Source organism: Sphingomonas sp. 67-41 (assembly GCF_001899725.1).
Taxonomy (GTDB): domain Bacteria; phylum Pseudomonadota; class Alphaproteobacteria; order Sphingomonadales; family Sphingomonadaceae; genus Sphingomonas; species Sphingomonas leidyi.
The window spans coordinates 244,466-257,957 of record NZ_MKWJ01000001.1 but is presented as its reverse complement, the minus strand read 5'-3'; the positions used below and the strand labels follow the sequence as shown (position 1 = coordinate 257,957).

Below are 13,492 nucleotides of genomic sequence, written 5' to 3'. Positions count from 1 at the left end.
TCATGGCAACCGACCTTTCCAAGATCCGCAATTTCTCGATCATCGCGCACATCGACCATGGCAAGTCGACCCTGGCCGACCGGCTGATCCAGCGCACCGGCGGGCTCTCCGAGCGCGAGATGTCCGCCCAGGTGCTCGACAACATGGACATCGAGAAGGAGCGCGGCATCACCATCAAGGCGCAGACGGTGCGCCTGGAATGGAAGGGCCATGTCCTCAACCTGATGGACACGCCCGGTCACGTCGACTTCGCCTATGAAGTCTCCCGCAGCCTCGCCGCCTGCGAAGGCGCGCTGCTGGTGGTGGATGCGGCCCAGGGCGTAGAGGCCCAGACGCTCGCCAATGTCTATCAGTCGATCGAGCATGATCACGAGATCATTCCGGTCATCAACAAGATCGACCTGCCCTCGGCCGAGCCGGAGAAGGTGAAGAACGAGATCGAGGAGATCATCGGCCTCGACGCTTCGAACGCGGTGCTCGCCAGCGCCAAGGCCGGCATCGGCATCGACGAGATACTGGATGCCGTGGTCGAACGCATTCCCGCGCCCAAGGGCGATCCGGACGCGCCGCTCAAGGCGATGCTGGTCGACAGCTGGTACGATCCCTATCTCGGCGTCGTGATCCTGGTCCGCGTCATCGACGGCACGATCCGCAAGGGCCAGCAGGTCAAGTTCATGCAGACCGGCACCACCCATCTGATCGACCGGGTCGGCTGCTTCCGCCCCAAGCTCGAGAACCTGCCCGACCTGGGGCCCGGCGAGATCGGCTTCATCACCGCGCAGATCAAGGAAGTTGCCCAGGCGCGCGTCGGCGACACGCTGACCGACGCGAAGAAGCCTGCCGCCGAAGCGCTGCCGGGCTTCAAGGAAGTCCAGCCGGTGGTCTTCTGCGGCCTGTTCCCGGTCGACGCCAACGACTTCGAGAAGCTTCGGGAAAGCATCTCCAAGCTGCGGCTCAACGATGCCTCGTTCAGCTTCGAGATGGAGACCAGCGCCGCGCTCGGCTTCGGCTTCCGCTGCGGCTTTCTCGGCCTGCTCCACCTGGAGATCATCCAGGAGCGCCTCAGCCGCGAATATGATCTCGACCTGATCACCACCGCGCCGTCGGTGGTCTACAAGCTCAAGCTGACCAAGGCGGCGGGCGAGGCCGAGGCCCGCGAGATCGAACTCCACAACCCCGCCGACATGCCCGATCCCAACCGGATCGCGGAAATCGAGGAACCGTGGATCAATGCGGTGATCTATGTGCCCGACGAGTATCTCGGGCCGATCCTCAAGCTCTGCCAGGACCGGCGCGGCATCCAGAAGAACCTCACCTATGTCGGCGGCCGTGCCCAGGTGACCTATGAGCTGCCGCTCAACGAAGTGGTGTTCGACTTCTACGACCGGCTGAAGAGCATCTCGCGCGGCTATGCGAGCTTCGATTACGAGCAGATCGGCCACCGCGCCGGCGACCTCGTCAAGATGAGCATCCTCGTCAACAACGAGCCGGTCGACGCGCTGAGCATGATCGTCCACCGCTCGACCGCCGAGAGCCGCGGCCGCGGCATGTGCGAGCGGCTGAAGGACCTGATCCCGCGCCACCTGTTCAAGATCCCGATCCAGGCGGCGATCGGCGGCAAGGTGGTCGCCCGCGAGACGATCGCCGCGCTGCGCAAGGACGTGACCGCCAAATGCTATGGCGGCGACATCACCCGCAAGCGCAAGCTTCTGGAGAAGCAGAAGGAAGGCAAGAAGCGGATGCGCGAATACGGCTCGGTGCAGATCCCGCAGGAGGCCTTTATCGCGGCGCTGCGGATGGGCGAGGAATAGAGGCAAGCTTGCGCCCGCCGGGTCGTCAGCGGCGGCCGGCCTGGGCCTTTGCGAAGCGGCCGCCCGTTCTTGCGGTCATCGGATAGCGGGCGATCCTCATCGCCTGCCGCTGCGGCTTTGTCGCAAATGACTTGTGCGAATTCGTGGAGCGTCAGGAGGTCGAGATCCTGGCGGCGATGAGCCGTCAAGATAAATGTTGCGATCTTCTTCTCCTTTTGAGAAGTCTATCCTGTCTCTCCTCAACAGGTTGGCGCCATGTCTGCAGAGCGGCTCAGCAACAACTTCACAGGTCTTTTGGGAAGTGTGGCCGGGTCGGCAATGCCAGGGGGTGACACGCGCGCCGGCGACGTCAGCACATTGATGGAGCGCAGCCATGAGCCGTAATCGCATTCCCTCCGTTCCCGTTTCCGACTCTCGCGTCTCGCGTCGCGGCGCGCTGGCGATGCTGTCGTCGACCATGGTGGTCGCGGCATGCAGCGGCGGGTCGCCCTCGCCGAGCCCGGCCCCGACGCCAACCCCAACGCCGACGCCCACGCCCACGCCGGTCACCGGCCCCGCATGGTTCGGCTATGGCCGCGACGCCCAGCATACCGCGCTGAGCGGGATCGCCACGCAGGACCTCAATCGCATCGCCTGGACGTCCGCCGTGGATCTTGCTCCGCAATATGCCAGCTGGGGCGGGCTGCTCGCGCATTATGGCTCGCCGGCCGTGACGACGAACAATACCGTGGTGATCCCGGTGAAGACGGGGGCCACTGGCGGCTTCCGCGTCGAAGGCCGTGCCGGCGCGACCGGTGCGCTCCTGTGGATGGCCGCCACCGACTATGTCATGCCTCCGCACAACTGGCAGCCACCGTACAACCTGATCCTCACCCAACAGGGCCGGGTCTATGCGCCGGGCGCCGGCGGCAAGCTGCTGATGCGGGCGGATGGAGATGCGGTCAACGGCACCCTGACGGCCCAGATATTCTATGGTGCGGCGGTGTATAATGCCAATTCCGCGGCATTCGACGGCAGCGTCTTCATCAACACGCCGCTCACCGCGGATGCGAATGGCAATGTCTTCTTCGGTTTCGTGGTGACCGGCGCGAACCCGGCGGGGCTGGTCAGCGGGATAGCGCGGGTCGCGCCCGACGGCACGGGCAGCTGGGTGGGCGTCGCGGCGGCAGCGGGCGATGCCTCGGTCCAGAAGCCCGCGATGAACTGCGCTCCCGCCATCTCGATCGACGGCAGCACGGTGTATGTCGCGGTGAATCGGGGCTCGACGACCGCGACGCAGACCGGCTTCCTGCTCGCGCTCGACAGCGCGACGCTCGCGACCCGCGCCAGGATCGCGCTGACCGACCCGAACCTGGGCACGCCCGCGCGCCTTCCCGATGACGGCACGGCATCGCCGGTGGTCGGTCCCGATGGCCGCGTGTTCCTCGGCGTGATGGAATCGCAGTTCCCGACGCATAACACGCGGGGCTGGCTGTTGCAGTTCGATGCCCTGCTCAATCCGGCGGGAGTTCCGGGCAGCTTCGGCTGGGACGTGTCGCCCAGCGTGATTCCTGCGTCGATGGTGCCATCCTACACCGGCACGTCGACCTATCTGCTCGCAACGAAGTACAATAACTACTTCGGGGTAGGGAATGGCGACGGGCTCAACCGGATAGCCGTGATCGATCCGAAGGCGAGCCAGGCCGATACGATCGTGCCCAGCGTTCAGGTGATGCGCGAAGTGCTGACGATCCTGGCCCCGACGCGGGACGGCGGCTCCGCCAATTCGCGAGTCGAGTGGTGCATCAACACCATGGCCGCGGACCCGGTGCGCCGGTCGATCCTCGCGAACAACGAGGACGGCGTGCTGTATCGCTGGGACCTGGCCACGAACACGCTGTCGCAGAGCGTGCGGCTGAACGCAGGGCTCGGCCAGGCCTATACGCCGACGCTCGTCGGCGCCGATGGCGCGGTGTACGCGATCAGCAACGCGACTCTCTATTCGATCCGCGCCTAGGATCCGGCACCGGCGTTCCTACCGGCGGAACGGGTCGCCGAAGCGCGCATCCGTGGTGAGAGCCGGGTCGTTCAGCGTCGTCAGGAAGGCGACGAGCGCCGCCCGATCCGCCGGGCTCAGGTTCAGGCGCCGCGGCCGCCCGCCCTCGCGCAGGCGGTCGTCGAGCGCCGGGCCCTGCTGGATGCCGTGGTCGTAGAAGTCGACGACCTCCGCAAGGGTCGCGAAGCGGCCGTCGTGCATATAGGGTCCGGTCAGTCCGACGTTGCGCAGCGCCGGCGCCTTGAACAGGCGTGTCTCGCCCGCGTCCAGGCCGTTGCTTCGCGCATTTGCCGCCAGGGCGAAGGTCGGCGGAAGGTGACAGGCGGAGCAGCCGGCGCCGCCTTGTCGCGCACTTGTCATGAACAACTGCCGTCCGCGATTCTCCCGGGCGCTGAAGTTCGGCAGGTCGACGTCCAGCGCGCGGTTCGGGGCGCTGGGGGAGAAGACCTGCGCATAGCCGGTGTCCCACCGGCTCGAGTGCGAGACCATCGCGCGCACGAACTGGGCGAGCGCCTGCTGGATGCGGGCCTCGTCGATGGCGGCGCTGCCGAACGCCCAGGCAAACAGGTCCGGATAATAGGGCGTCGCGCCCATTTTCCGGGTCAGCGCGTCGAAGCCGCCCGCGTCTCCGCCCCATCCCAATTCGACCAGGCTGTGGAAGGGTTGGCTGGTCTGTGCTTCCAGATTGGGCGCGCGCCGATCCCAGAAGGCGGAACCGGGTTGCCAGTAGCGGAGATTGCCCAGCCGCATCGCATGGAAATCGGTGGTGGCCGCGTTGCTGATCCCGTTGCTGAACCGCATCGAGTCGGTAAAGCCGATCGCCTGCCGATGGCAGGATGCGCAGGACGCCCTGTTATTCGTGCTCAGCCGCAGATCGTAGAACAGCACGCGTCCAAGCGTTGCCACACGATCGCTGGTCGCGTCGGAAGCCGGGCCGTTGTCCAGCGCCGCCACGGTGTGATCGAAATAGGCGGGGAGCTTTGGCGCGGAATAGTCCGCGACTTGGGCGAAGTCGATGGTGGTGACTTTCGCGATGCCCTCAGGGGTGGTGCTGCGCCGGGCGCTTCCTCCGCCTCCACAGGCTGCCAGCACCAATATCAAGGCGCTTACGACCAGCGGTCCGATATTCCCCAAGCGCATCGCCATCCCTCTCGCCGCCATGCGTCGTAGCGCGGTTCGGGCACCGGGGCGACGGTTTCCTGTCGAGCGATGGGGGAGCGACTGTCTCCGGATCGTCATCGTTCCGTCGCACAGCGTTTATAGACGGCGGGCGTCCATGAAGAAGGGGAACCCATGCTGCTTGCCACGCTGATGCTGCTCCAGACCGTGCCTGCTGCCACCGCTCAGGATGCGCAGGCGGTGCCGACTGCCGAAGTGAAGGCGATCGGGGAGACGCAGGCAGTTGCGAGCCTGGAGGATGCGGCGGACGATCCCGCGATCTGGCGCAACCCGCGCGATCCCGCTCGCAGCCTGATCGTCGCGACCGACAAGAAGGCCGGGCTCAACGTCTATGACCTGTCGGGCAAGCTGCGCTCGACGCTGCCGGCGGGGCGAGTGAACAATGTCGACCTGCGCGTGTGGGGCGGCCAGGTGATCGTGGCGGCGAGCGATCGCAACGACAAGGCGGCGGCGAAGCTGGCGCTCTACACGCTGGATACGCGGACGGCCGCGCTCGCCGAGATCGGGCGGTTCGATGCCGGGGCGGGCGAGGCATATGGCCTGTGCATGTACGCGCCGCGCGGCGGACGGCTGCATGCCTTTGTCGTGCACAAGGGCGGCACGATCGTGCAGATGGAGATCCTGCGCGAAGGCGGAGCGATCAAGGCGGACCGTGTGCGCACCATGCGGCTGGCGACCCAGTCCGAGGGGTGCGTGGCCGATGACCGGACGGGCACGCTGTTCGTGGGCGAGGAGGATGTCGGCGTGTGGCGCTTCGGTGCGAACCCGCGCGATCCGATCGCCGGCGAGAAAGTGATCGCGGTGGACGGCAAGCGCCTGGTGGACGATGTGGAAGGCGTGGCGATCGCGGCCGAGGGCGCGCGCGGCGGCTGGCTGGTCGTGTCGAGCCAGGGCGACAGCGCCTATGGCGTGTGGCGCCTGCGCGACATGGCCTATGCGGGGCGGTTCCGGATCGCGGCGGGGAAATTCGGCGCGACCAGCGAGACCGACGGGATCGAAGTCTCCACCGCGAGCTTCGGGCCGGGGCTGCAGGGCGGGCTGATGCTGGCGCAGGATGGCGACAATGCGCCCGCCGCGCAGAACTTCAAGCTGGTCCGCTGGGCGGATGTCCGCAAGGCGCTCGGGCTGAAGTGAGGGCCTTGCCTCGCTGCGTGGCGGGTGTCAGGCAGGGGGCATGACGATCGAGGGACGGATCGACCGGCGAGCGCTGCTCGCCGGGATCGGCGTGGCGGCGATGGCGCCGCGCGGGGTGGTTGCCGCCGCGGTGGGGGCGCCGCTGGTGCTGGCCGCCGCCAGCCTGCAGGAATCGATGACGGCGGCAGCCGATGCCTGGGCACGCAAGGGCCGGGCCCGGCCGGTCTGCTCGTTCGCCGCATCCTCGGCACTGGCGCGGCAGATCGCGGCGGGCGCGGCGGCGGACCTGTTCGTCTCGGCCGACGAGCCGTGGATGGACGATGTCGAGAAGCGCGGGCTGATCGTGCCGGGCACGCGCGCGGCGTTCCTGGGGAACCGGCTGGTGGTGGTGCGGCCGAAGGGCGCGCGGGGCGATGCCGGGCCGCGCGTGCCGCTGGCGCGGTTGCTGGGCGGCGGGCCGCTCGCGCTCGCCGATCCGGACGCGGTGCCGGCCGGGCGCTATGCCAGGGCATCGCTCGAGGCGCTGGGGGCCTGGGATGCGGTGAAGGCTCGGGTGGTGCGCGGCGAGAGCGTGCGCGCGGCGCTGGCGTTCGTCGAGCGCGGGGCGGCGCCGTTCGGGATCGTCTATGCGACCGATGCGCGCGCCTCCACCCGAGTGGAGATGGTGCGCGTGCTGCCCGATAGCAGCCATCCGCCGATCCGCTATCCGCTTGCCCGGCTGAAGGCATCGGCCAGCCCCGATGCCGAGCCGTTCCGGCGCTTCCTGCTGGGCGGCGAGGGACGGGCGATCTTCCGGCGCTTCGGCTTCCTGCCGTTGTGATGCTCGCGCCCGCGGAATGGGGCATCGTGCTGCTGTCGCTCCGCGTGGGCGGGGTGGCGGTGCTGGCATGCCTGCCGGTGGCGTTCGCGCTGGCCTGGTTGCTGGCGCGGGGGCGCTTTCCGGGAAAGCTGCTGCTCGACGGGCTGGTGCACCTGCCGCTGGTGGTGCCGCCGGTGGTGACCGGCTGGCTGCTGCTGCTCGCCTTCGCGCCGGGCGGGCCGATCGGGGGCTGGCTCGAGAGCTGGTTCGGCGTCTCGGTGCTGTTCCGCTGGACCGGAGCGGCGATCGCGTCGGCGGTGATGGCGCTGCCGCTGATGGTGCGCGCGATGCGGCTCTCGATCGAAGCGGTCGACCGGCGGCTCGAGCAGGCGGCGGCAACGCTGGGAGCCGGGCGCTGGCGGGTGTTCGCGAGCGTGACGCTGCCGCTCAGCCTGCCCGGGGTGCTCGCCGGCGCGGTGCTCGGCTTCGCGCGGGCGCTGGGCGAGTTCGGGGCGACGATCACCTTCGTCTCCAGCGTGCCGGGCGAGACGCAGACCTTGCCGCTCGCCATCTACGCCGCGCTGCAGCTGCCGGGCGGCGAGGGCCAGGTGCTGCGCCTTGCCGGCATTTCGGTGCTGCTCTCGCTGGGAGCGCTGCTCGCTTCCGAGATCATCGCGCGGCGCGCGGGCAGGGGGCTGCATGTCCTTTGACCTCGACCTGACCAAGCGCCTGGGCGAGACCGAGATCGCCTGCCGGATCGTGGCGGACGCGGGGCTCACCGTGTTGTTCGGCCCCTCGGGCGCGGGCAAGACCAGCGTGCTGAACATGGTCGCCGGGCTGACGGCGCCCGATGCGGGCCATGTGCGAGTGGGCGGCGAGACGCTGTTCGACGGCGCGGCCGGGATCGACGTGCCCGTGGCCGAGCGGCGCGCGGGCTATGTATTCCAGGAAGCGCGGCTGTTCCCGCACCTGCGCGTGCGCGCCAACCTGCTCTATGGGTGTCGAGGCGATGGCGGCCTGGACGTGGACGAGACGATCGCGTTGCTGGGCATCGCGCATCTGCTCGATCGCTGGCCGCGCACGCTTTCGGGGGGCGAGGCGCGGCGGGTGGCGATCGGGCGGGCGCTGCTGTCCGATCCGCGCTTCCTGCTGCTCGACGAGCCCCTGTCCTCGCTCGACCGGGCGCGGCGCGAGGAAATCATGGCGCTGATCGAGCGGCTGCGCGACGCGGTGCGGATGCCGATCCTGATGGTGACCCATGACCGCGACGAAGCGACGCGGCTGGGAACGCGCGTGGTCGGGATCTAGGCTTCCAGCTCGGGCGCGTAGAGACGCCAGGGCTCGCCATTGCCGCGCTTGGCTGCATAGAGCGCGATGTCGGCGCGGCGAACCAGCTCGGCGGAATGTATCTCGCCGCTGCGGACCAGGGCGATGCCGATGCCGGTGCCCACCTGGTGGGAGCGCCCGTCGAGCACGATCGGGCGCGTGATGCTCGCGGCGAGCCGGCCGGCGATCGACAGCGCCACTTCCGCGCTCAGGACCGCGGGGGCGATCACCGCGAATTCGTCCCCGCCCAGCCGCGCCGCGCAATCGCCGTCCCGTACGGCGTCGGCGATGCGGCCCGCCGCGGCACGCAGGATCGCATCGCCGGCGGCATGGCCATGCGTGTCGTTGATCGCCTTGAAGCCGTTGAGATCGAGCATGAAGACCGCAGTGAGCCGCTCCGGCGCCGCTCCGTCGACCAGCCGGGCCAGCGCCTCATCAAAGGCGCGGCGATTGGGCATGCCGGTGAGCGCGTCATGATAGCCGAGATCGCGCACGCTGTGCTCGGCCTGGATTCTCCGCACGCGTTCGCGCGCGCGCGCCCGATGCTGGTTCAGCCCGAAGCCGAACAGCAGGAGGATCAGCGCCGAGGTGAAGAGCAGGAACTCGTCCACTTCGATCCGGAATTTGCGATCGGCGACATTGGCGCCTTCGTCGCGGAAGATGTCGAACGCGAATATGCCGTAGAGCCCGGCCATGGCCAGGAGTATGACGAACCAGGTGCCGCGACTGAGCAGCAACGCACGAATACCAGCTTCCATGGCCGGGATTCCTGCACCGCAACGGTTAATTCCGAGTGGATGCCGCCATTAGTAGAGATGCGAGCGCGCGGTTCATCGGCGCATCGATGCCGTGCGTGGCGCCCAGCCGGACGATCACCCGGTTGCGCGCATCCACTTCGGTCTGGCGGCCCGCGACGAAATCGGCGTGGAGGGAATTGACCGATTGCGGATGCGCGAGCGTCGTCCATCTGACGACCTGGTCGGCGAGCTTGTCGGGCAGGTCGGCGCCCTCCGCCCGGCCCACCGCGATGCATTCGCGCACCAGCGCGCGCATTACCTCCGCCACGCCTTCGTCGTTCGCCACTTCGGCGGGACGACGGGTAAGCGCGCTGACGATCCCCGAGCAGTTGATCGCGAGCTTTCGCCAGGCGGCGGTGACGAAATCGGGCGTGGTCTGCGCATCGATCGGCGTGTCGGCGAACAGCGCGACCAGGGCTTCGCCGGCCTCGCCCTCGGGCACATGGATCGTGCCGTTGCGGCGCTGGACGATGCGGCCCGGCGCGTGCCGCTCGGCGGGCAGGTCGATGATCACGGGCACGGTGCGCTGCGCCGGCACCTGGGGGAAGCGATCGCGCTGCTCGACGCCGTTCTGGATTACCGCGAGCCGGGTGGCGGGCCCCATCAAGCCGGGCAGCCAGGCGGCCGCGGCGGTGCAGTCATAGGTCTTGGTGGTGCAGAGTATCCAATCCACCGCGCTGCCCCCGGCCGGATCGGTGAGGATGCGCGGCGCGGCGCGGATCACCCCTTCGGGCGTCTCGACCTCGAGATCGGCGAGCGGCGAGCGCGCGCAGACCGTGACTTCGTGGCTCTGGGCCAGCCAGGCGGCAAGGGTGCCGCCGATGGCGCCCGCGCCGATCACCGCCACGCGCGCCATCAGATGCCGCCCAGATAATCCATCTTGCCCACCGGCGCGCCCTTGTGGCGCAGGATCGCGTAGGCGGCGGTCATGTGGAAATAGAAATTGGGGAGGACGAAGCCGGTCACATAGGGCAGGCCCTTGAAGTGGAAGCTGCGGCTGGGCGTCTTCACTTCGACATCGGCATCCTCGCGTCCGTCGATCGCTTCGCGCGGGACGGCCTTCAGGAAGGCGATGGTCGCCGCGATGCGCGCCTGCAGCTCGTCGAAGCTCGTCTCGGTATCGGCCATCGCCGGCGCCTCGATCCGGCCGATCCGCGCCACGGCGAGCTTCGCCGAATCGCTGACCCGCTGGATCTGTGCGGTGAGCGGCGCCATGTCCTCGGCCAGCCGGGCGGCGAGCAGTTCCTCGTGCGGGATGCCCTGCTCGTCGGCCCATGCGCGCGCCTTGTCGAGGAATGCCGCCATCGCCTTGAAGCCGCGCAGGAAGACGGGAACGGTCAGGTCGTAGAGTTCGGTTGCCATGGTCGCGGAGATAAGCCCCCGCGGAACGCCGCGCAACGGGCCCGAACGGAAGCGAAATGTTTCCGGCAGGACCTGATTGCCGCGGCGCAACGAAGTGCGGGATCGCGCGTCATGGGAAAGATTGCTGTAAAGGCAGTTGCTTAGCCATGTGTCACCGAAATGTCGTCAAGAAGAAATGTACCGTTCATGATCCAAGGCAACCGGGCCCCTGCATATTGAAGGGGGCCCGATTTCATGTTTCGCAAACCGTCTCTCCGCACGCGCCTGTTGCTTGGCGCCGCGCTTTTCACCGCACCGGTCGCCGCGCACGCCAATGACGTGACCGGCAATGTTTCGGAGGCGAGCGGCACCCGCAACCTCCAGGGCGCGCGCGTCACCATCGTCGAGCTGCGCCGCACCACCGAGGCCGATGCCTCGGGCAGCTTCCGCTTCGGCGACGTTCCGGCCGGCGCCTACACGCTGCGCGCCGAATTCGCCGGCGTGCCCGCGAGCGAAGTGAAGATCGTGGTGCCGGAAAGCGGCGTGTTCCGGCAGGACCTGGTGCTCGGCACCGCGGGCAGCCAGATCCTCGTCGTCGGCCAGCGCGCCAACCTGCTCGGCGCGCTCTCGCGCCAGCGCGCCGCCGACGGCGTGGAGAGCGTGCTGACCCGCGACGCGGTCGGCCAGTTTCCCGATCAGAACGTGGCGGAATCGCTGCGTCGCCTGCCGGGCATCAACATTCTGAATGACCAGGGCGAGGGCCGCTTCGTCTCGGTCCGCGGCCTCGATCCCGAGCTCAACGGCACCTCGGTCAACGGCACGCGCCTGCCCGCGCCCGAATCCGATGTCCGCTCGGTCGCGCTCGACGTGATCTCGAGCGACACGATCGAATCGATCGAGGTCAAGAAGTCCCTGACCCCCGACATGGACGCCGACACGATCGGCGCGTCGATCGAGATCAACACGGTGAGCGCCTTCGCCCGCAAGAAGGACCTGCTGACCGCCTCGATCGAGGGCAGCTACAACGATCTGCGCGAGACGGTGACGCCCAAGGCGAGCTTCGATTTCTCGACTCGCATCACCGACAATTTCGGCATCGCCGGCGGCGTCTCCTATTATCAGCGCAAGTTCGCGACCAACAACGAAGAGATGGACGGCTGGGACGAGGATGGCGGCAACGCCTTTGCCGACACCGTCGAATATCGCGACTATGACGTGGAGCGCCAGCGCTTCAGCTCGTCGCTGTCGCTCGACTGGAAGCCCAGCGACACCACCACGCTCTATGCCCGCGGCCTGTATTCGCGCTTCGACGATCAGGAATATCGCCGCCGGCTGACCTTCGAAATGGACGAGGCGCCCAGCACCGGCACGGCCACCGGCGCTACCTTCGATTCGAAGGATGGCGAGATCGCGGTCACGCGCGACCTCAAGGACCGTTTCGAGCGCCAGGAGATCAAGTCGATCACCCTGGGTGGCGAAACCAAGGCCAATGGCTGGAAGCTCAACTATTCGGGCAGCTGGGCGCGGTCGAGCGAGCGCGAGAATGGCTCGATCGACCCGGCCGCGTTCGAGCGCAAGTTCGACGATGGCGACAATTTCGTCGTCGCCTTCGACTATGCCGACCCGATGAAGACCCGCTACAATATCGTGGCGGGGCAGGCGGCGTTCGTCGATCCTGCGGGCTATGAGTTCGACAAGCTCGAGCGCACCACGCTGAGCGATTCAGTGGATACCGAATGGGCGGCCAAGGCGGACCTCGCCAAGACCTTCGCGACCGGCGCGGGCGAGTTCACCGTGCAGGGCGGCGCCAAGTTCCGCTGGCGTACCAAGCGCTACGACGCGAACATCGACGTCTATGAATATGACGGCCCGGGCGACCTCACCATGCGGGACCTGCTCGGTCCGCAGGACTATGACCTGGCCAACATCGAGCCGGCGCTGTCGAAGACTGCGTTCCGCAACTATTACGACGCCAATCGCAAGCTGTTCGCGCTGGACGACGGCGATACGTTCGAAAGCTCGAACGACTCCGATTACAAGGTGAAGGAAGACGTCTCGGCCGGCTATCTGCTCGCCCGCTGGGACAGCGCCAAGGTCCGCGTGATCGGCGGCGTGCGCATGGAACGTACCCGTAACGATATCCATGGCCAGGTGCTGGACCTCGATGCCAAGACGGTGACGCCGATCCGCGTCGCCCGCAGCTATACCGACTGGCTGCCCAGCCTGACCACGCGCTTCGAGCCGACCAACGGCCTGGTGCTGCGTGCCGCCGGCTATCGCAGCCTGGTGCGCCCGAAATTCTCGAAGCTGGCCCCGCGCGTGGTGATCGAGGACGACGAAGGCGAGTTCGGCAACCCGAACCTCCAGCCCTACAAGGCGTGGAACTTCGATGCCTCGGCGGAATATTATTTCGGCAAGGGCGGCGGCCTGTCGCTCGGCTATTTCCACAAGGACATCAAGGACTACATCGTCGACCGCGTGTATCAGGACTATGCCTATAACGGCCGCACCCTCGACCAGGCGATGATCCCGTACAATGGGCCGAGCGCGCGCATCAACGGCGTCGAGTTCAGCTACAGCCAGGTCTACAGCTTCCTGCCGGGGGCGCTGAGCAGGCTGCTGACCCAGATCAACTACACCTTCACGGACGCCAAGGGCACGGTGCTCAAGGACGGCGATATCGGCGATCCCCGCGTGATCCCGCTGCCTTCGTCCGCGCGGAATACGTTCAACGTCGTGCTGGGGTATGAGAAGGGGCCGGTCTCCTTCCGCGTCGCCGGTACCTATCGCGACAAATATCTCGACGAGCTGGGCGACGATGCGACCGAGGACCGGTACGTCACCGATCACTTCCAGCTGGATATCAGCGCGAAATACTGGATCACCAAGAACATCCAGGTTTTCGGCGACCTGATCAACCTGACCAACGAGCCCTATTACGCCTATCGCAACTTCGCGGGCCGCTCGCGGCTCCTGCAATATGAGGACTATAGCTTCACGGGCAAGTTCGGCGCGAAGATCAAGTTCTGATCGCGCAGGCTGAACAACGAGGAGAGCCGGCGCGGTCCTC

At 67.5% G+C, this 13,492-nt stretch carries 11 protein-coding genes; 7 read left to right on the top strand and 4 right to left on the bottom strand.

Annotated elements, in window-relative coordinates:
* Window positions 1–2: 2 nt before the first annotated feature.
* Window positions 3–1,811: a translation elongation factor 4 gene (gene lepA / locus BGP17_RS01170; RefSeq protein ID WP_086130217.1), complete on the top strand. Its 1,809-nt coding sequence runs from the start codon at window positions 3–5 to the stop codon at window positions 1,809–1,811.
* A 373-nt stretch (window positions 1,812–2,184) separates the two neighbouring features.
* The gene (locus tag BGP17_RS01165) at window positions 2,185–3,807 is read left to right on the top strand and encodes a hypothetical protein (protein ID WP_286710745.1); all 1,623 of its coding nucleotides are present in this window, start codon (window positions 2,185–2,187) and stop codon (window positions 3,805–3,807) included.
* A gap of 18 nt (window positions 3,808–3,825) precedes the next feature.
* Here BGP17_RS01165 and BGP17_RS01160 read toward each other — a convergent pair whose 3' ends face one another.
* A complete protein-coding gene (locus tag BGP17_RS01160) occupies window positions 3,826–4,992 on the bottom strand; it encodes a cytochrome-c peroxidase (protein WP_286710744.1) in 1,167 nt (388 codons plus the stop codon).
* A gap of 147 nt (window positions 4,993–5,139) precedes the next feature.
* Between BGP17_RS01160 and BGP17_RS01155 the strand changes: the two genes are divergently transcribed.
* From BGP17_RS01155 to BGP17_RS01140, 4 genes are read left to right on the top strand one after another with little or no spacing between them, the layout of a single operon-like run.
* Window positions 5,140–6,159, top strand: coding sequence for a phytase (locus tag BGP17_RS01155; RefSeq protein ID WP_286710743.1), 1,020 nt, complete (start codon window positions 5,140–5,142; stop codon window positions 6,157–6,159).
* Window positions 6,160–6,199: 40 nt separating this feature from the next.
* Entirely contained in the window at window positions 6,200–6,979 is a 780-nt protein-coding gene (modA, locus tag BGP17_RS01150) for a molybdate ABC transporter substrate-binding protein (protein WP_167300808.1), read from the top strand.
* Window positions 6,979–7,668 carry a molybdate ABC transporter permease subunit gene (modB, locus tag BGP17_RS01145; RefSeq protein WP_286710742.1) on the top strand — a complete coding sequence of 230 codons (690 nt, stop codon included), beginning with the start codon at window positions 6,979–6,981 and terminating at the stop codon, window positions 7,666–7,668. The genes modA and modB overlap by 1 nt, the downstream gene beginning before the upstream one ends.
* Window positions 7,658–8,266, top strand: a complete 609-nt coding sequence (locus BGP17_RS01140; RefSeq protein ID WP_167300806.1) for an ATP-binding cassette domain-containing protein — start codon at window positions 7,658–7,660, stop codon at window positions 8,264–8,266. Before modB ends, BGP17_RS01140 begins: the two co-directional genes overlap by 11 nt.
* Here BGP17_RS01140 and BGP17_RS01135 read toward each other — a convergent pair.
* Genes BGP17_RS01135 through BGP17_RS01125 form a run of 3 tightly spaced genes read right to left on the bottom strand, consistent with a single transcriptional unit; the run spans window position 8,263 to window position 10,443 of the window.
* Window positions 8,263–9,042 carry a GGDEF domain-containing protein gene (locus BGP17_RS01135; RefSeq protein WP_167300805.1) on the bottom strand — a complete coding sequence of 260 codons (780 nt, stop codon included), beginning with the start codon at window positions 9,040–9,042 and terminating at the stop codon, window positions 8,263–8,265. The two genes, BGP17_RS01140 and BGP17_RS01135, sit on opposite strands and share 4 nt — an antisense overlap.
* A gap of 25 nt (window positions 9,043–9,067) precedes the next feature.
* Window positions 9,068–9,937, bottom strand: coding sequence for a 2-dehydropantoate 2-reductase (locus BGP17_RS01130; protein ID WP_286710741.1), 870 nt, complete (start codon window positions 9,935–9,937; stop codon window positions 9,068–9,070).
* Window positions 9,937–10,443, bottom strand: coding sequence for a DUF1993 domain-containing protein (locus BGP17_RS01125; RefSeq protein ID WP_167300803.1), 507 nt, complete (start codon window positions 10,441–10,443; stop codon window positions 9,937–9,939). Before BGP17_RS01125 ends, BGP17_RS01130 begins: the two co-directional genes overlap by 1 nt.
* Before the next feature lie 234 nt (window positions 10,444–10,677).
* On the opposite strand from BGP17_RS01125, the gene BGP17_RS01120 reads away from it, so the two are divergent.
* Entirely contained in the window at window positions 10,678–13,452 is a 2,775-nt protein-coding gene (locus BGP17_RS01120) for a TonB-dependent receptor (RefSeq protein WP_286710740.1), read from the top strand.
* Window positions 13,453–13,492 lie beyond the last annotated feature (40 nt).

What these genes read in the sequence shown, in the direction of transcription:
- lepA (WP_086130217.1), top strand. Translation starts at nt 3, where the DNA reads ATGGCAACCGACCTTTCCAAGATCCGCAATTTCTCGATCATCGCGCAC.
- BGP17_RS01165 (WP_286710745.1), top strand. Translation starts at nt 2,185, where the DNA reads ATGAGCCGTAATCGCATTCCCTCCGTTCCCGTTTCCGACTCTCGCGTC.
- BGP17_RS01160 (WP_286710744.1), bottom strand. Translation starts at nt 4,992, where the DNA reads ATGGCGATGCGCTTGGGGAATATCGGACCGCTGGTCGTAAGCGCCTTG.
- BGP17_RS01155 (WP_286710743.1), top strand. Translation starts at nt 5,140, where the DNA reads ATGCTGCTTGCCACGCTGATGCTGCTCCAGACCGTGCCTGCTGCCACC.
- modA (WP_167300808.1), top strand. Translation starts at nt 6,200, where the DNA reads ATGACGATCGAGGGACGGATCGACCGGCGAGCGCTGCTCGCCGGGATC.
- modB (WP_286710742.1), top strand. Translation starts at nt 6,979, where the DNA reads ATGCTCGCGCCCGCGGAATGGGGCATCGTGCTGCTGTCGCTCCGCGTG.
- BGP17_RS01140 (WP_167300806.1), top strand. Translation starts at nt 7,658, where the DNA reads ATGTCCTTTGACCTCGACCTGACCAAGCGCCTGGGCGAGACCGAGATC.
- BGP17_RS01135 (WP_167300805.1), bottom strand. Translation starts at nt 9,042, where the DNA reads ATGGAAGCTGGTATTCGTGCGTTGCTGCTCAGTCGCGGCACCTGGTTC.
- BGP17_RS01130 (WP_286710741.1), bottom strand. Translation starts at nt 9,937, where the DNA reads ATGGCGCGCGTGGCGGTGATCGGCGCGGGCGCCATCGGCGGCACCCTT.
- BGP17_RS01125 (WP_167300803.1), bottom strand. Translation starts at nt 10,443, where the DNA reads ATGGCAACCGAACTCTACGACCTGACCGTTCCCGTCTTCCTGCGCGGC.
- BGP17_RS01120 (WP_286710740.1), top strand. Translation starts at nt 10,678, where the DNA reads ATGTTTCGCAAACCGTCTCTCCGCACGCGCCTGTTGCTTGGCGCCGCG.